This is a genomic window from Comamonas testosteroni (genome assembly GCF_030505195.1).
GTDB classification, from domain to species: domain Bacteria; phylum Pseudomonadota; class Gammaproteobacteria; order Burkholderiales; family Burkholderiaceae_C; genus Comamonas; species Comamonas testosteroni_G.
Genome location: NZ_CP129672.1, coordinates 2,514,801 through 2,532,311 on the forward strand (window position 1 = coordinate 2,514,801; position 17,511 = coordinate 2,532,311).

Consider the following 17,511-nt stretch of genomic DNA (forward strand, 5'->3'; position numbering starts at 1 on the left):
ACGGCGGTCACGGTAATGGTAGCGTCCGGCGACTGGCGCGGGCAACCGATAATGCCCTCTGCCTCAGAGAACCAGACCATGACCGAGTCGTCCCAAACAAGCACCAGCCCCACTTCCGCAGATGTCGTCATCAAGCCCAAGCGCAGTTGGAGCCAGGCCTTCAAGGTCTATGCCCAGCCCACCAGCTTGCGCATGCTGGCCCTGGGTTTCTCGGCCGGCCTGCCGCTGCTGCTGGTGCTGGGCACCTTGAGCTTCTGGCTGCGCGAGGCCGATATCGATCGCACGACGATAGGATTCCTGAGCTGGGTGGGTCTGGCCTATGCCTTCAAATGGGTGTGGTCTCCGCTGGTGGATCGCCTGCCTCTGCCGGCGCTGACGCGCATGCTGGGGCGGCGGCGCAGCTGGCTGTTGTTTTCGCAGCTGCTGATCGTGGCGGGCCTGCTCGGCATGTCGTTCATGGACCCCAAGCAGTCCCTGCAGCCGCTGGTGTGGTGCGCGCTGCTGGTGGCTTTCGGCTCGGCCACGCAGGATATTGCGCTCGATGCCTATCGCATCGAGTCTGCCAAGGTCGACGACCAGGCAGCCCTGGCCGCCACCTACCAGACCGGCTATCGCCTGGCCATGATCTGGGCCGGCGCCGGCGTGCTGTGGGTGGCGGCGCAGGTGCAAGGGGATGTGCAGGGCTATGTGGTGCAGGCCTGGCATGTGGCCTATACGGCCATGGCGGCGAGCATGCTGGTGGGCATGGTCACGGTGCTGTTCTCGCCCGAGCCTGAAACCCGTCCCATCGCACCGGCGCGCAATGCCGCCGAATGGATCAAGGGCGCGTTGATTGCACCGTTTGCCGACTTCATCGGCCGCTACCGGTGGCAGGCGCTGCTGCTGCTGGCGCTGATCGGCCTGTATCGCGTGAGCGACGTGGTCATGGGCATCATGGCCAACCCGTTCTATGTGGACATGGGCTACACCAAGGAAGAGGTGGCTGCCGTGACCAAGGTATTCGGCGTCATCATGACGCTGCTGGGTGGCTTTGTGGGCGGCACCATGGCCGTGCGCTGGGGCGTGATGCGCGTGCTGATGCTGGGCGCCGTGCTGTCGGCCGGCACCAATATGCTGTTTGCCTCGCTGGCCACACGCGGCCACGATGTCTCGGCGCTGGTCTGGGTGGTCAGTGCCGACAATCTCGCTGGGGGAATTGCCTCGGCGGCCTTTATCGCCTATCTATCGGGCCTGACCAATGTGCAGTACTCGGCCACGCAATATGCGCTGTTCAGCTCCATGATGCTGCTGGCCCCCAAGTGGCTGGCGGGCTTCTCGGGGGTGTTTGTCGATGCTTATGGTTACGAGGCGTTCTTCCACACCACGGCGCTGATGGGATTCCCCGTGCTGCTGCTGATTTTCCTGGCATCCAGAGTGAAAACTGGCTCTGGCGCTTGATGGGTAAGCACTGATAGCTATTGTTTTTGAGCGGATCGGCGTTTACCCAACTTTACGCAGCAGACAAGAGCAGGTCACCTGCGTGCTTCAGCATGACGTCTTGAAGAAATATCGAGGCGCGAGCATGACTACACTGCCCCCTATGAGCACGCACCAACTTCTGATGATTGAGGATGACGTTCGCCTGGCGCAAATGGTGAGCGATTACCTGGGCAATAACGGCCTGGAAGTGACCCATATGGCTGACGGCAAAAGCGGCCTGGAACAACTGCAACCCAGCGATGGTGGCTCGGTCGAGCTGCCCGACCTGGTGATCCTGGACCTGATGCTGCCCGACATGGACGGTCTGGAGGTCTGCCGTCGCATACGTTCCATGCCCGGTACTGCGGCACAGGTGCCTGTGCTGATGCTGACCGCCAAGGGCGATCCCATGGACCGCATCATCGGTCTGGAACTGGGCGCCGACGACTATCTGCCCAAGCCTTTCGAGCCGCGCGAGCTGCTGGCCCGCATTCGCGCCATCCTGCGCCGCAAAGGCAGCGACAGCCAGGCGGCGCCCGCGAATGCCGTCATGCGCTTCGGGAGCCTGGAAATCGATCGCGATGCCCGCACCGTGTCGGTGGGCGAGCAGCAGGCCGACCTCACCTCCTACCAGTTCGACCTGCTGGTGGCACTGGCCGAGCGCGCCGGTCGCGTTCTGACGCGCGACCAGATCATGGAAGCCGTGCGCGGCCGCGAACTGGAGGCCTTCGACCGCTCCATCGACGTGCACATGGGCCGCATCCGCGCCGCTATTGAAGCCGACCCCAAGGCTCCCAAGCGCATTCTCACCGTGCGTGGTGTGGGCTACGTTTTTGCCAAGCAACAAGACTGATGAAGCTGCTGCATGCTTTCTCCCAGCGCCTGTATCTGCGCATCTGGCTGGCGGTGGTGGTCGGCGTGGCCGTGCTCACGCTGTGCGTGGCCTGGGCCTGGAATATTGCCGAAGAGCAGCGCGCTCAGAACAGCACCACGCCGCCCTCGCGCGAGATGGTGCTCAAAGGCCCCGAGGGCGAGGTTCTTGTGGAGGGGCGTGGCAACCGCATCTCCGGTTCGCCCGTAGATGGCGTGCGTTTTGAAATTGCCGCCCGGGACGGGCAGGTCTATGAGCTGTGGATGGCGCCACGCGAGTGGCGTGAGGGTCGTCCTCCACCGCGTGATGGTGCCGTCGCCTTCTGGCTGCGTCCGCCGTTCGGCTTTCTGTGGATGCTGGGCCTGGTCGGCGTGGCGGTGGTTGTGGGCGTGTTTCCCATCATTCGTCGCCTGCTCAAGCGTCTGGAAAACCTGCAGCGCGGCGTCAAGCGCTTCGGCGAGGGCGATCTGTCGGTGCGTGTCCCCGAGCATGGTCATGACGAGGTGGCGGATCTGGCGCACCAGTTCAACGCCGCCGCAGCGCGCATCGAGACCTTGATGACGTCTCACAAATCTCTGCTGGCCAATGCCTCGCATGAACTGCGTTCGCCGCTGACGCGCATCCGCATGGGCCTGGAGTTCATGGGGGATGATCCGGCCAGTGCACGCGCCAAGGCCGAGATCCAGCGCAATATTGCCGAGCTTGACCAGCTGGTCGACGAGATCCTGCTGGCCAGCCGCCTGGACTCCAGCGAGGTCGATGTGGGTACGGTGGAGTCGGTCGATTTGATCGGTCTGGCGGCCGAGGAGTGCGCGCGCATCGATGCCGATCTGGAGATGCAGACCGATGGTCCGCTTGAGGTGCAAGGTATCGCGAAATTGCTGCGCCGCGCCGTGCGCAATCTGCTGGAGAATGCGCGCCGCTACAGTGAGGGCGAGATCACTCTGTCCCTGTCCAAACAGGACGGCATGGCATTGATCCGTGTCGAGGATCACGGCCCTGGAGTTCCCAAGGCGCAGCGCGAGCGTATCTTCGAGAAGTTCTATCGCCTGCCCGGGGCCAGTGAGCGATCCGGCGGTGTGGGCCTGGGCCTGTCGCTGGTGCGTTCGATCGCCGAGCGACATGGTGGTACGGTGTACTGTGAAGCACGCAAGGACGGCCGTAGCGGTGCGAGCTTCGTGATCAGCTTGCCATTGGCCTGAGCAGCAGCCCAAGAAAAAGCCCCGCAGGTTTCGGCCTGCGGGGCTTTTTTGTTTCAGCGCGGCTGCTGGGCGGGACGGCCTATGGAGACATAGCCCAGGCCATGGCTGGCAGGCAGGGCAGGCTCGTAGAGGTTGCGGCCGTCAAAAATCATTTTGTCGTGCAGCGTTGCGGCCAGCAGGTCGAAGTCCGGCGCACGGAAGATCTGCCATTCGGTCACGATGGCCAGACTGTCTGCATCCTGCACGGCAGCCATGGGGCTATCCACCAGCTCCAGGTCGGCACGCTCGCCGTAGATGCGGCGCGCTTCCTTCATGGCAACAGGGTCGTAGGCTTTCACCTTGGCGCCGGCGGTCCAGAGCGACTCCAGCAGATTGCGGCTGGGCGCTTCGCGCATATCGTCGGTATTGGGCTTGAACGCCAGGCCCCAGACGGCGATGGTCTTTCCCTCAAGCTGGCCGCTGTAGAAGGCGCTGATGCGCTCGAACAGCACATTGCGCTGGGCATGGTTGCGCTCCTCTACGGCATTGAGCAGCAGAGGCTCGAACTCGACCTCCCTGGCAGTGTGTATCAGCGCCTTCACATCCTTGGGAAAGCAGCTGCCGCCATAGCCCACGCCCGGGTAGATGAAGTGATAGCCGATGCGCGGGTCGCTGCCAATGCCACGGCGCACGGCCTCCACATTGGCTCCCAGTTTTTCCGCCAGGTTGGCGATCTCGTTCATGAAGCTGATCTTGGTCGCCAGCATGGCATTGGCGGCATATTTGGTCAGCTCGGCGCTTCGGACATCCATCATCACGATCTTGTCGCGATTGCGGTTGAAGGGGGCGTAGAGCTCGCGCAGCTTGGCTTCGGAAGCCGGGTTGCCGGTGCCGATGATGATGCGGTCCGGGCGCTGGCAGTCGCCCACGGCCGCGCCTTCCTTGAGAAACTCGGGGTTGGACACCACGTCAAACGCATGCTGCAGATTGCGTTGTGCAAGGCCTTCGGCGATCACGGCCGAGACCTTGTCCGCCGTGCCCACGGGCACGGTCGACTTGTTGATGACGATGCGCGGGCCGTCCATGTGCTTGGCAATGGTGCGGGCAACGGCCAGCACATATTGCAGGTCGGCGCTGCCGTCTTCATCGGGTGGTGTGCCCACGGCCAGAAAGATCAGCTCGCTGTGTGCCACGCCTTCGGCGGCATTGGTGGTGAACTGCAAGCGGCCCAGTTGCTGGTTGTTGATGACGAGTGCATCGAGGCCAGGTTCATGGATGGGAATCTGGCCGGCCTTGAGTGCCGCGACCTTCTTCTCGTCCACATCCACGCAAAGCACCTGGTGGCCCACATCGGCCAGCACGGCGCCTTGCACAAGACCGACATAGCCGGTACCAAAGACAGTAACTTTCATACGCGATAAAAAGAGCGATACCAATCCACAAAATGCTGCACGCCCGTGGCCACGGGCATGGCTGGCGAGAAGCCGACCCAGGCTTGCAAGACACGCGTGTCGGCCGAGGTGCTGTGCATGTCCCCGGGCTGTATGGGCAGCATTTGCTTGCGGGCGGTCATTTGCAGGGCGCCCTCCAAGGCGGCGATGTAGTCCATCAGCACGGTGGGCGCGTTGTTGCCGATATTGAAGATGCGATAGGGTGCGGTGCTGGTGCCAGGGTTGGGGTTCTGGCTGTCATAGCTGGCGTCGGGCGTGGCGGGCTTGTCCAGCACGCGCATGATGCCTTCGACGATATCGTCGATATAGGTGAAGTCGCGCACCAGCTTGCCTTCGCCATAGACATCGATGCGCTCGCCCGCCAGTATGGCCTTGGTGAACTTGAACAAGGCCATGTCGGGGCGGCCCCAGGGACCGTACACCGTGAAGAAGCGCAGGCCTGTGGTGGGTATGCCGTACAGGTGCGAATAGGTATGAGCCATCAGCTCATTGGCCTTCTTGGTGGCTGCGTAGTAGCTGATGGGGTGGTCCACCGCGTCGCTTTCGGCAAACGGCATCTTGGTGTTGCCGCCATAGACGCTGGAACTGCTGGCATAGACCAGATGCCCGATCTGGTGCTTGCGGCAGCCTTGCAAGATATTGCCAAAGCCCAGCAGATTCGAGTCGGTGTAGTCGTCGGGCTGATCGATGGAGTAGCGAACACCGGCCTGCGCGGCCAGATGAAGCACCTTGGCAGGAGCCACCTGGGCAAACAGGTCGGCCATGCCTTGCCGGTCCGCCACATCGAGCTCCACAAAGCGGAAGTGGGCGTGCGGACGCAACTCGGCGAGGCGGGCATGCTTGAGTGCCACGTCGTAGTAGTTGTTGAGGTTGTCGATGCCAACCACGGGCACGCCTTGTTCAAGCAGTCGCCTGGCGCAATGCATGCCGATAAAGCCGGCACAGCCGGTGATCAGAATGGGACTCATGGGGTAATCCAGAGATATTGGTATTGCGCAGGTGTTGCGCTGGCAGGCATTTTCTCGAAAGGGATGCTCAGTGTCTGCACCGCGGTTTTTGTCTGTGTGGTGAAGATGCCGTCCCACCAGCCCGCGACGGGCTTGTCGGCGCGTGTGATCAGCAGCAGGCCGCCTGCGGTATCGGCGTCGGCCTGGGACAGGCACTGCCTCAGTTGTGCGCCATCAGAGCAGCCCAGGGCGTAGGTTTGCGGGAACTGCGAATGCAGCATGGCCGCCATCATATGGTCCGAGCCAACGATGACCCCCTTGCCGTCATAACCGGCCTTGCGCAGTTCCTGGGCCAGCGCCTTGACCGGATGGTTGAGCTCGTCGGGATCGTTCTTGCGACCGCCCTGCCAGGGGCGCAGTGTTGCCATGATCAGAAAGATCAGCGCAAAGACGACGACGAAGGTGGTGAACATCCGGCCCACGCCTTGCTCCAGAAGCGTCGGACGCCAGACATAGAGGGCCAAGGGTGCGATGGCCGTCAGAGGCAGCATCCATCGCTGCTTGAAGTCCGTGACATCTGCCGCCAGCACCATGGCCAGCAGGCAGATGGCAATGATGAGCAGGTAGTTGCGCAGCAAAGGCCAGGCCCAGACCTGGGCCGGCAAAGACGCATTGCTGCCTGTTCTCCAGAGTCTGGAGCGGTAGCTGACCAGAACGGCTATCAGCCACAGGCCCAAGGTCGCAAGCAGCGCCTTGAGCAGATTGCCCAGACCCTTCAGGTGCGAGGCCTCGGTGGAGATCGACATCTTCTGCACGGTTTCGGTGGTTGCCATGCCCCAGTGCGAAGCCAGCCAGAAGCCATGGGGCGCAAACACCAGCAACCCCACCAGCGGAGCCAGCCACCAACCCCTGGAGAAGATGGCGCGACGCACCTGTGCCACCGTCACTGAGGCCAGGAACAATGCGCCAATGAGCATGGCATAGCTGTATTTGGACAGCATGCCCAGACCGCAGAAGAGGCCGATCAGAACAAAATTGATGGCTTGCGGCCTTTGCACCTGGCGCAGCACAGCCCACCACAGCCCCATGGTCATTGCCGTCACCATCACCGTATGGGTCTGGTCGCGTAGCGAGTCCCAGCCGAAGGGGGGCATCAGCAGCAGACCTGCTGCAACCCACCAGGCCCCTTTCTGACCCAGCAACTGCCGGCCAGCCAGCCATGCCAGGCAATAGGTCAGGGCAATCAGCAGATGTTTGAGCAGCGCCAGAGCCAGCACCGAAGGGCCGAAAATCTGACAGACCGCCCATTGCATCCAGGTATACAGAGGCGGCTGCGGGCCATAGCCCAGCTGCAATTGCTGGGCCCAGAGAATCTGTTCGGACTCATCCCATTTCATGCCCGCCGAAATGCAGATGCGGGACACGATATGGGCGCACACCAAAAGGGCCAGCCATATCCATGGCTTGGCATACAGGGCTTGTTGCCAGTCTGGGCGAATAGAAGTCGAGGAGTTTGATGCCATAGGATTTGGCGAGTGCACATTTTTTGATAGTGCGCACTTACGATTGCGCTTGGCTTTGCAGGCCAAACAATGGGCTTGGCGCAAATGGCGCATGGGGTATTCAGTTAGTATAGGTGACTGTTATCCCCAATCATTCAGCATGACGTCCGTGCACGATTCAAACCCCGAAGTCTCCATCGTTGTTCCTGTATATAACGAGTTCGATAATCTGCCCGATCTGGTGGCCCGCATTGACGAGGCCATGCGCACCCAGGCACTGAGTTACGAGCTGATTGCAGTGGACGATGGTTCGACGGATGGCAGTGCCAAGCGTCTGCGCGAGCTGGCCGAACAGCACCCCTGGGTGCGTGCTGTCTGCCTGGTGCGCAACTACGGCCAGTCCAGTGCCCTGCAAGCCGGTTTTGACCGAGTGCGCGGCCGTTATGTGGTCACGCTGGATGCCGACCTGCAAAACGAACCCGGCGATATTCCGCTGCTGCTGGAGCGCCTGGAAAACGACCCCGATGTGGACATGATCTCGGGCTGGCGCAAGAATCGCCAGGACAAGGCACTGTCGCGCCGCCTGCCTTCGGTGCTGGCCAACCGTCTGATTTCCAAATTCACCAATGTGCAGCTGCACGACTATGGCTGTGCATTGAAGGCCTATCGCCGCGAAATCATCGACCGCATTCGCCTGTATGGCGAGATGCACCGCTTCATTCCTTCGCTGGCGCGTGATGCGGGCGCGCGCATCACGGAGATTCCGGTGCGTCACCATGCACGCACGCGCGGTGTCTCCAAGTACGGCATAGATCGCACTTTCCGGGTGATTCTGGATCTGATCTTCATTGTCTTTTTCATGCGCTTTCGCCAGCGTCCCCTGCATGCCTTTGGCGGCATGGGGCTGTGGATGGCTACGCCCGGCGTGCTGATTCTGCTGTGGCTGCTGGCGCAGAAGATCATGGGCGAAGCGATTGGCGGCCGCCCCCTGTTGATGGCTGGGGTCATGCTGGTGCTGATGGGCATGCAGTTCATCGCGGCGGGCCTGATCGGCGAGCTGCTGACGCGTATCTATTACGAGTCGGGCAGCGGCCTTCAGTACCACGCCAAGGATTACGGCGCTGTCGAATACAAGCCTGCAGACAAGGCCGCGAAAACCGAGACCGCGGCTCTGTGAGCAAGGCGCGTAAGGCGTTTGTCCGGGCCCTGATGGGCATCGCTTTGCTGGCCGCCGTTGTCTATCTCGCGAATCCGGTCCAGCTCTGGGGCCGGCTGCAGCAGGCCAATCCCTGGTGGCTGCTGGGGGGCTTCGGGATTTCCATCGCCTCCAACGTCGTGTCGGCATGGCGCTGGCGTGCCATGGCGCGGTGGCTTGGGGCCGAGATGTCGCTGGCCTCCGGCATGCGCTGGTATTTTCAGGCGATTGGCCTGAATGTGCTTTTGCCAGGCGCTGTCGTGGGCGGCGATGTCTATCGTGCAATTGCGCTGCAGAAGACCGGGCAGGCCAAGGCGGCCAGCAATCTGTCGGTAATTCTGGATCGTGTCAGCGGTCTGTGGATGCTGTGCGCGATCGGTGGCCTGGGCGCGGTGGCCTGTGCTTCTACGCTTGCCCCCTGGGTGCACATGAATACCGCCGTCTTCATCGCCCTGCTGCTTGCCGTCATCGTGCTGTGGTTGCTGCTGCCCTGGATTGTTCTGCAGGGCCTGCGCAGCAACTGGTTCAAGCTGCCTGGTGCATGGCTGGAGCCGGTACGCATGGCAGCAGGCAGCCCGAACTTTCTGCTGCAATTGTGGGTGCAAGCAGCATCCTCGGCATTGGTGCAATTGCTGTCTGCTGGCGCGCTGGCATGTGGGGCCATGGCGCTGGGCCTGCATTTGTCGCTGGCCGTATGGGCCTTTGTCATCGCCCCCGTGTTTCTGATGGCTGCACTGCCTGTAAGTGTGGGTGGCTGGGGCACCCGTGAAGCCGCAGCCGTTGCGGCGCTGGCTCCGTTCGGAGTGCCTGCCGCATTGGCCGTTGGCATCGGCCTCCTCTATGGAGTCTTTGCCCTGGGCCAGGGGGCTCTGGGAGCCTTGATTATCGGTTTTCCTTCTCGCTCCTCGTCGTAGACAACTCCTGCTTCAAATCTGTCAGATAGCGTTGCGCAATACTGCCGTGGACATAAAGCTGTTTTTCTAAATAAAGGTCTAGGCGTTTTCTATCCGGGGAGCGCAATTTGATCAGCTCAGGAGCTCGATGAAGGAGAGAGAACATAAGTCTTAGCTTGAGAGGCGTACGACTCCAGCCACCTAATGCGTGCAGGAAATATGGACCATCCTCTGCCTTCGCCAAAAAAAGTCGATATTTAAAGTTCCGATGTAAAACCCTCTGAATTGCAAGATGTTGGCTTAGATACCAAGGCATATCGATTTTTTGCAGAAGCTCTTCATAAATACCTGATTTCTTTAGGTTTTCTAGGTATTCTTCGTTACTGAACGGAATGACCTGGGTTGAAAACTCCTGCTGTACATCTGTAATAAATGGGCTGCCAGATGGAGCAGCCATGAACCAATTTTCAATGACAGGTCTTAGTGGATATTGAGTGTATTTTTCTAAGTAATAGCCAATAAAGTCTGCGTTTGATAATTGCTGTTGCTCTAAAACCCAATCCAGTGATCTAGTCAGAATTGTGCTTGCGTCTAGCCAGATTCCCCCATGTAGACGCAAGAGTTCCAGGCGTATCCAGTCGGAGCGTTTGGTGGGGGGGAGTTCGTGAAGCTGTGAAGGCACAATGGGCAGATAATTCTGCATTGATACATCGTCAAGTACACGAATCTCAAAGTGCGGATTGAAAAACTCCCATGTATCCAGACACCGTTGAACGAGGGGAGGAGGCTTCCCATTCCAGTAAGCCCAGATAATTTTGGGTATAGGGCGGGGTTCTGAATGAATTCTTGCTTCTGGGCCGTAGCTGGAAAATTCCAACTTTGGTGCCTCTTCAAGATGACGAGTCTTCAGTCCGTAGAAGGTTTTCAAACAACGAGCAAGCCAGAGTTCGCCGCGGGTTTTACGTGAAATATGATTCATTAGAAATTCGGATTCCAATGCATGAACCGATATAGTTTGGCTGCACGTAGCCACCAACCTCGGCGAATGTATATATTTATTAAATCTCTAAATGAGTAAGGGGATGCTTGTATGAAGTCATCTCTGAATTGATCAACACATTGGGTGACTTTTTCAGGAGGTAGAGTATTGCGTTGATGCTTGAGGAAACGGATTCCAGCAATAAAGTTTCGAGTACATTGCTGTGACAAAGCCAGGTTGACTGTGTAATTCGCGTGGAGCGGACTTCTTCGCAAGTCACGGGAGAACTCAAGCAATGCTGCAGACTGGTCCCTGGCTTTGCTGAGAGTCATGGTTGAGAGAATGCTTGTCGTGCGTTGTCGATATGCAACCCAAGGCAGGTTGCAGTAATAAAAGTTTTTACAGCGAAGTGCGAGCAGCGGCATGCACATCAGATCTTCAAAATAGCGATCAGGAGGGAATCTTAGAGATTGATCCCAGAGGCTACGTTTGGACACCTTGGACCAGGCATGCAGCTGTCCTGTTGAGAGCAATCCGCTTAGCAGAACGCCTTGATCCTCTACTAACTGCTCCGCTGGGCCTTGGAAGCTGCGTCGATGGACCTCACCGCGCAAGCGGTGCTTGAGGCGGGACTTGGTGCGCCAAACGGAGAAGTCGCAAAGCACGATATCTGGAGTGTGAGTGCTAACAATTCTCTGCAAGTGATCGATGGCGCCAGGCAAAATTTTGTCGTCCGAATCCAGAAACCACAGATAGTCGCCTGTGGCGACTTCAATCATGCTGTTGCGTGCTGCGCTGAGGCCTTTATTATTTTCATGTTGGAGCAGTTGCAGTCGGCCTGGCCAGCGTAAGGCCAGCGTCTGCATCAGTTCCCATGAGCCATCCGTCGAGCAATCATCTAAGACTACTATCTGGATATCAGCAGAAGTTTGTTCGATAACAGAAGTCAAGCACTCTTCTAGATAGGGGTGTACGTTGTAAACAGGTACAAGAATGCTCAACCAGTTCATGGATTCATCACCTGAACATGTGGCTTACGATCCAAACCTTGGAGAGCTGACCACAAACAGATCAAACAGAAAATGAAAAACACAGTGCCACTATTGTGCGCGAAGTAAGGCATTGTCATGCCAAAACTCAGATACATGACTCCCATCAAGCAGCCCATAAGGCGAAGGCAAAGCGCCTGCTGCCACTCTTCCTGTATCTTCAGGTGACTCAAGCGTTTTCTGCTAGGCCAGAAAAGAAAGATCGGGACAAAGTATATTGCAAGTTGCATTAGTACTCCAGGGATCCCTGTCTTTGCCCAGCTGTCAAGGATTTCATTATGAATGAAATCCTTGAATTCAATAATGGCTGGATCAAAATATCCTAAAGCAACACGGCGTTCTGTTTCTGCAACGAAACCCTTTCGACTCCAGCCTAGAAGAGGCTTTTCCGGGATTACTTCAAGCGCCAAGCGATATTGTTCAAGGCGTATTCCAAGAGATGTTCCGACCTTGTGCTCCTGATAAAACTGGCTCACTTCTGTTGCGGCTTTTTCGATGTGAGCTCGCAAGGATGGAGTGACTCCAATAATTAACAGGAAGACAATCAGTAATCCGCATAGAAGCGCAGCCAATGGCCGAAAGAAACGCGAGCGCATTTGCCAGCCAATGACTAGGAACATGAGCAAAACAGGGGCCAGTGCAATCCAGCCTCCACGTGCTTGAGATAATAGAGAGGCACTCAGGCCTGCGATAACTGAAAAGATTTGCAGCAACCGCCAAGGCCAGCTCTTTTCTTTCCAGAAAACAGCTGCAGACACACCAGTAAAGCAAGCCAGCACAAGTGCGGTATCTCCCCATGGAATCGCACTGGTATAGCCTGTCGCCCGTTCCATTCCTTGGCCAAAGACTTGCCAGAACCCCAATGCCCCCATTCCTATGCAACCAACTGGCAAGCCATAGAAGAATGCGTTGGGTCGCGGAGGGTAGGCTGCAGCGAAGAATATGCACAGAGCACCGAGTGCCCACTTAATAGGTCGGTCCCATCGATGAAATCCTTGCTGTGTGGTGAGTTCGAACCAGAGCACTGCCATACCGAGAAGAACAATGGCCAGTGCCCATGTTCCGGATGCCGGCCGGATTTTGATCCAGCGAAGCATAAAACACAGTGTGCCAAGCAAGAGCAAAGCTGCTCCATAAGATGGACCAGTCCGGATCCACAGTGCGAATGCCGGGATCAGGAAGGCGACCAGCGATGTGAGGTGCAGAGGGAGGTTTGTGGTTTTCATTGGTGCCTGTGAATGAAGCGGCAAGAATCAATCAGTCCCCGCATGGGGGGCTAATAAAGCGCGATACGAATTCCACATATGTTCACGGCCATAGGTTTGGAACGCTTTTCGGTGTGCCGACTGGCCTAGGGCTTCTGCCTGGGCAGGCTGCATCAGCAAGTGCTGCAGCGTGTCTGCCATTGCCAAGTCATCATTTTCCGGGACCTTGCAGCCTGTTGCTTCCGTGATGACTTCACGGGCACCTATGACATCAGAGACAACACAGGCACAGCCAGCAGCCATGCCCTCTACCAAGGCAAGAGGCATGCCTTCCCAGTGTGTGGAAAGGACAAAAATTTGCATCTTTCCTAGGCGTTCGGGTAGGTTCGAAATATTTCCAAGAAACTGTATTTGATTTTGTAGATTGAGCTGGTTTGCAAGTGATTGAGCCTTGCTTTTCAAGCGTTTCTTACCACCTCCCGCCAGATAGAGCTGAGGGGTGAATCCGCGCTCTCTGAGAAGCGCCATAGCCTTGATCAGCGTCGCATGATCCTTTTGCCGCGCGAAGCGCGATGCCATGATGATGGCTGGTTCACGTTCATGCCAAGGTTTGAGAGTGGATTCTGGAAAGCGTTCCAGGTCAATTCCGTTGGGTATGGCGATGCATTTGGCGGGATCAAAGCCGCGTTCAATCAGGCTGATACGCACGCCCTCCGAGACACCAATGCAGGCCTCCGTATAAGGCATCAGTGCCTGTGCTTGAGCCAGCCGGCGTCGTGTGTAGCGTTCACGGGTATTGTGTTCGACGTGAAAGATCCGCGGAACACCTTCTGCCACCGCAGCGCGCCGGCCCCAGATATGGTCGCTGAAACCATGAGCGAACAAGGCATCCGGCTTGAACCCGCGAATGATCTTGCGCAGCTCCCAGACAGTCAGTGCATGCAGCCAGTTGGAGACCACGACAACCTGAAGGCCTTGCTGGCGCAGGGCATCAATCTTGTGCTCATCCGTGCTGGGTTTGCGGCGTAGCACCAGCAGAACCTCATAGCCGGGTGTGCGCAGTGCGGCCAGACTCAGGTCTACGGCGACCTGGGTGGCACCGGAGAAGCCTCCGGTAACAAAGTGAAGAATGCGCATAGTTCGCGATCGTGACTCGCAAATGAAAAAGCATCTGGTCGTTCGCTGGAGCGACCAGATGCCCTGGGGTTTTGGGAATCAATGCCCGCCAGCAAACACCTCGCCCGCCTTGAGGCGGTAAGTCGTGCCGCAATAAGGGCATTTGGCATCGCCGGTCTTGGCCACGTCCAGATAGACCTTGGGGTGGCTGTTCCACAGCTTCATATCGGCCTTGGGGCTGGGGCAGAACACACCACCCTGGGCGTTCAGGTCTTTGGCGGCCAGTTCGACGACGGCATTCGTGGTCATTTCTCGTGTCTTTCGTGTTTTCAATAATGAAGCATGGCCGGAAATACTGGCGCAATTGAGATCAGAAGCACCAAGCAAGGGCCGTCCCGCAGCGACGGTGCTGTCCCCCGAGGGGGAAGCGGCAAAGCCGCTCAGGGGGGTGATTTATACCAAGGTGAGCCAGTGTGCGTATTTGGGGTTGCGGCCGTTGACGATGTCAAAGTAGGCCGCCTGGATCTTCTCGGTAATCGGGCCGCGGCGGCCTTCGCCGATCTGTAAGCGGTCCACTTCGCGGATGGGCGTGACTTCTGCGGCGGTGCCGGTGAAGAACAGCTCGTCCGAGATATACAGCTCATCGCGGGTGATGCGCTTTTGCACGACTTCCAGGCCCAGGTCCTTGCAGATGTGCAGCACGGTGTTGCGGGTGATGCCGTTGAGTGCACCGGCAGACAGGTCGGGGGTGTAGACCACGCCGTCCTTGATCACAAAGATGTTCTCGCCCGATCCTTCGGAGACAAAGCCCGATGCGTCCAGCAAGATGGCCTCGTCGTAGCCGTCGTCCAGAGCCTCGGTATTGGCCAGGATGGAGTTGGTGTAGTTGCTCACCGCCTTGGCCTGGCTCATGGTGATGTTCACATGGTGGCGGGTGTAGCTGGAAATCTTGGTGCGGATGCCACGCTGCATGCCTTCCTCGCCCAGATAGGCGCCCCAGGCCCAGGCTGCCACCATCAGGTGGATGGTGTTGCCCTTGGGCGAGACACCCAGCTTGCGGTCGCCGATCCAGGTCAGCGGGCGCAGATAGCAGGATTTGAGGCCGTTGGCCCTGACCACCTCGACCTGGGCCTGGTTGACCTGCTCCTGGCTGAACGGGATCTGCATGCGCAGAATCTTGGCACTGTTGAACAGGCGCTTGGTGTGCTCTTCAAGGCGGAAGATGGCCGTGCCCTGTGCGGTTTCGTAGGCGCGTACGCCTTCAAAGGCGCCGCAGCCATAGTGCAGCGTGTGGGTCAGCACGTGGATCTTGGCGTCGCGCCACTCCACCAACTGGCCATCCATCCAGATCTTGCCGTCGCGGTCGGACATCGAGGGAACAACAGGGCTCATAAAACCATCCTCTATGGGTTGTGTGTTCAGCGGGCGCTGCTGCCGGGTCGGCGGCAGCGCTTGTCTCCTGAAGCTGCCATTTTAGGGGGAGGTCGGCTCCGATGTCCGGGCTGTTGCTTGCGCGGCAGTCGGGTTCAGGTCTTCCTTGGGATCGGGACGCTGCAGCTCCCACTTCATGAGGCGGCCGGCGACAAACTCGCAGGTCACATGGGACTGCGAGCCGTCGGTCCAGCGGTAGATCTCGGGGCTCTGGCCTTCTTCGGACAGGCGCTGGCCCAGGGAGCGGGTCATGGCCACCACATGGACCAGCGGGGCCTTGGGCTTGAGCTTGGCATTGAGCATCACGGCGCTGCCCACATAGCCGATAGGCCGGTCCGATGCCTTCTTCATGATGGTCATCAGGCGCGTGAAGTGCAGCAGCCCCCACATGAGGATACCGCCTGCCACGGCCGCCACGCCCGGCCAGCCCGCAGAGTTATAGGCTGCGATCGTCAGCACGATCAGGCCCAGAGGAACCAAAATATTGCGCAAATTCATGGGCTTATTGTCTTACGAGGGTGTGGGTTCGAGTGTGCGGGCAGTGCGTATGCCCGTACAGGCTGCTGTGATCAAGGGATTTTCAAAAACAGTAGCTGTATTCGCATATAAACAAAGGATTTCAGACAATAAATTGTCTGAAATCTATAATTTACAAGCGCTAGCAGCTATCAAAATACATCAACCAATGCCGCGCACGATGTTGATGGCCTCATCCACGCGCTCCACGGCATGGATGGCCAGGCCGGCGATGGGTTTCTTGGGTGCATTGGCCTTGGGGACCACGGCGATAGTGAATCCCAACTTTGCCGCCTCCTTGAGCCGCTCCTGGCCGCGAGGTGCTGGGCGCACCTCTCCGGCCAGACCAACCTCGCCAAACGCAATAAAGCCTTTGGGCAGCGACTTGCCGCGCAGACTGGAAGTGATTGCCAACATCACGGCCAGGTCAGCCGCAGGCTCATTGATACGCACGCCGCCCACGGCATTGACGAAGACATCCTGGTCGGCGCAGGCCACGCCCGCATGGCGGTTGAGCACGGCCAGCAGCATGGCCAGCCGGTCGCGGTCCAGGCCGACCGAGAGGCGGCGTGCGGCCGGGCCGCCCTGGTCCACCAGGGCCTGGATTTCCACCAGCATGGGGCGCGTGCCCTCCAGCGTCACCAGCACGCAGCTGCCGGGCACGGGCTCGCTGTGCTGACTCAGAAAGATGGCGCTGGGGTTGGTCACGCCCTTGAGGCCTTTTTCCGTCATCGCGAAGACGCCGATCTCGTTGACGGCACCGAAGCGGTTCTTGATGGCGCGCACCAGGCGGAAGTTGCTGTGCGTGTCGCCTTCGAAGTAGAGCACCGTGTCCACCATGTGCTCGAGCACGCGCGGGCCGGCCAGCGCGCCGTCCTTGGTCACATGGCCCACCAAAATGATGGTGATGCCCGTGGTCTTGGCCGCGCGCGTCAGATGGGCCGCGCATTCGCGCACCTGGGCCACGGATCCCGGAGCTGAGGAGAGCTGGTCCGAATACACCGTCTGGATCGAGTCAATCACCACCACGGCGGGCTGGGTGGCCTCCACGGTGGCGAGGATTTTCTCCAGCTGGATTTCGGCCAGCACATTGACCTGGCTGTTGTCCAGCCCCAGCCGGCGCGAACGCAGCGCCACCTGGGCACCGCTTTCCTCGCCCGTTACATAGAGCGTTGGCAGGCCGATACGATGCAATGCATCCATGGCCTGCAAAAGGAGTGTGGACTTACCTATTCCGGGGTCTCCCCCGATCAGCACCACGCCGCCTTCCACCACGCCGCCGCCCAGCACGCGGTCCAGCTCCTCGATGCCGCTGGGCGTGCGCGCCACATCCTGGGCCTCGATGGCCGACAGCGGGGTGACGGGCTGGGCATTGGCCAGACCTGCATAGCCCTGAGGCTGGCTCAGGCGGTTCTTGCCGCCCGAGGCGGAGTCGGCCACGGTCTCGACCAGTGTGTTCCAGGCGCCGCAGCCCGGGCATTTGCCCAGCCAGCGCGGGCTGGTGCCGCCACAGGCGTTGCAGGTGAAAGTGGTTTTCTCTTTGGCCATGGGCGGCAACTATACCGACTGACATGGGCGGCAATTGCTGCTGCCAATCGGAAGCTGGCGACAAATCTCAGAGCCAATAACCATAAAAAGCGCGTATTTATATAACTGCTCCGCATGACAGGCCGATTTAGGCTACAATTGCGGCTATCGACACAGCAACGCTGTTGAG

At 59.0% G+C, this 17,511-nt stretch carries 16 protein-coding genes; 5 read left to right on the top strand and 11 right to left on the bottom strand.

All coding sequences use genetic code 11. The features are described from left to right. The first annotated feature begins 78 nt into the window (after window positions 1-78). The 3 genes from QYQ99_RS11450 to QYQ99_RS11460 all read left to right on the top strand — a co-directional run bounded on the left by QYQ99_RS11450 (window position 79) and on the right by QYQ99_RS11460 (window position 3,531). Window positions 79-1,437: an AmpG family muropeptide MFS transporter gene (locus tag QYQ99_RS11450; RefSeq protein WP_302092740.1), complete on the top strand. Its 1,359-nt coding sequence runs from the start codon at window positions 79-81 to the stop codon at window positions 1,435-1,437. 124 nt (window positions 1,438-1,561) lie between these two features. After that, window positions 1,562-2,311, top strand: a complete 750-nt coding sequence (locus QYQ99_RS11455; protein WP_302092741.1) for a response regulator — start codon at window positions 1,562-1,564, stop codon at window positions 2,309-2,311. Further along, window positions 2,311-3,531 carry a HAMP domain-containing sensor histidine kinase gene (locus QYQ99_RS11460; RefSeq protein ID WP_302092742.1) on the top strand — a complete coding sequence of 407 codons (1,221 nt, stop codon included), beginning with the start codon at window positions 2,311-2,313 and terminating at the stop codon, window positions 3,529-3,531. Before QYQ99_RS11455 ends, QYQ99_RS11460 begins: the two co-directional genes overlap by 1 nt. A 53-nt stretch (window positions 3,532-3,584) precedes the next feature. On the opposite strand, the gene QYQ99_RS11465 is transcribed toward QYQ99_RS11460, so the two are convergent. From QYQ99_RS11465 to QYQ99_RS11475, 3 genes are read right to left on the bottom strand one after another with little or no spacing between them, the layout of a single operon-like run. Then, entirely contained in the window at window positions 3,585-4,922 is a 1,338-nt protein-coding gene (locus QYQ99_RS11465) for a UDP-glucose dehydrogenase family protein (RefSeq protein WP_302092743.1), read from the bottom strand. Beyond that, window positions 4,919-5,929, bottom strand: coding sequence for an NAD-dependent epimerase (locus QYQ99_RS11470; protein ID WP_302092744.1), 1,011 nt, complete (start codon window positions 5,927-5,929; stop codon window positions 4,919-4,921). Before QYQ99_RS11470 ends, QYQ99_RS11465 begins: the two co-directional genes overlap by 4 nt. Further along, window positions 5,926-7,431, bottom strand: a complete 1,506-nt coding sequence (locus tag QYQ99_RS11475; protein WP_302092745.1) for an ArnT family glycosyltransferase — start codon at window positions 7,429-7,431, stop codon at window positions 5,926-5,928. Before QYQ99_RS11475 ends, QYQ99_RS11470 begins: the two co-directional genes overlap by 4 nt. Window positions 7,432-7,570: 139 nt before the next feature. On the opposite strand from QYQ99_RS11475, the gene QYQ99_RS11480 reads away from it, so the two are divergent. Next, window positions 7,571-8,587 (top strand): glycosyltransferase family 2 protein, encoded by a 1,017-nt coding sequence (locus QYQ99_RS11480; RefSeq protein ID WP_302092746.1) that lies wholly within the window; start codon window positions 7,571-7,573, stop codon window positions 8,585-8,587. Next, on the top strand, window positions 8,584-9,519 hold the full coding sequence (locus tag QYQ99_RS11485; protein ID WP_302092747.1) for a lysylphosphatidylglycerol synthase transmembrane domain-containing protein: 936 nt from the start codon (window positions 8,584-8,586) through the stop codon (window positions 9,517-9,519). Before QYQ99_RS11480 ends, QYQ99_RS11485 begins: the two co-directional genes overlap by 4 nt. Here QYQ99_RS11485 and QYQ99_RS11490 read toward each other — a convergent pair. The 8 genes from QYQ99_RS11490 to radA all read right to left on the bottom strand — a co-directional run bounded on the left by QYQ99_RS11490 (window position 9,488) and on the right by radA (window position 17,342). After that, on the bottom strand, window positions 9,488-10,477 hold the full coding sequence (locus QYQ99_RS11490) for a glycosyltransferase family 32 protein (protein ID WP_302092748.1): 990 nt from the start codon (window positions 10,475-10,477) through the stop codon (window positions 9,488-9,490). The genes QYQ99_RS11485 and QYQ99_RS11490 overlap by 32 nt on opposite strands. After that, on the bottom strand, window positions 10,477-11,487 hold the full coding sequence (locus tag QYQ99_RS11495; RefSeq protein WP_302092749.1) for a glycosyltransferase family 2 protein: 1,011 nt from the start codon (window positions 11,485-11,487) through the stop codon (window positions 10,477-10,479). Before QYQ99_RS11495 ends, QYQ99_RS11490 begins: the two co-directional genes overlap by 1 nt. After that, a complete protein-coding gene (locus QYQ99_RS11500; protein WP_302092750.1) occupies window positions 11,484-12,752 on the bottom strand; it encodes an O-antigen ligase family protein in 1,269 nt (422 codons plus the stop codon). The genes QYQ99_RS11495 and QYQ99_RS11500 overlap by 4 nt, the downstream gene beginning before the upstream one ends. Before the next feature lie 27 nt (window positions 12,753-12,779). Further along, window positions 12,780-13,868 (bottom strand): glycosyltransferase, encoded by a 1,089-nt coding sequence (locus QYQ99_RS11505; protein WP_302092751.1) that lies wholly within the window; start codon window positions 13,866-13,868, stop codon window positions 12,780-12,782. 78 nt (window positions 13,869-13,946) lie between these two features. After that, window positions 13,947-14,156 carry a zinc-finger domain-containing protein gene (locus tag QYQ99_RS11510; protein WP_003059801.1) on the bottom strand — a complete coding sequence of 70 codons (210 nt, stop codon included), beginning with the start codon at window positions 14,154-14,156 and terminating at the stop codon, window positions 13,947-13,949. A gap of 144 nt (window positions 14,157-14,300) precedes the next feature. Next, window positions 14,301-15,239, bottom strand: a complete 939-nt coding sequence (locus QYQ99_RS11515) for a branched-chain amino acid transaminase (RefSeq protein WP_302092752.1) — start codon at window positions 15,237-15,239, stop codon at window positions 14,301-14,303. Between the two features lie 81 nt (window positions 15,240-15,320). Beyond that, on the bottom strand, window positions 15,321-15,776 hold the full coding sequence (locus tag QYQ99_RS11520; RefSeq protein ID WP_302092753.1) for a glycerate kinase: 456 nt from the start codon (window positions 15,774-15,776) through the stop codon (window positions 15,321-15,323). A 180-nt stretch (window positions 15,777-15,956) separates the two neighbouring features. Beyond that, complete coding sequence (gene radA / locus QYQ99_RS11525) at window positions 15,957-17,342, bottom strand: DNA repair protein RadA (protein WP_302092755.1); 1,386 nt, start codon at window positions 17,340-17,342, stop codon at window positions 15,957-15,959. Window positions 17,343-17,511: the final 169 nt, after the last annotated feature.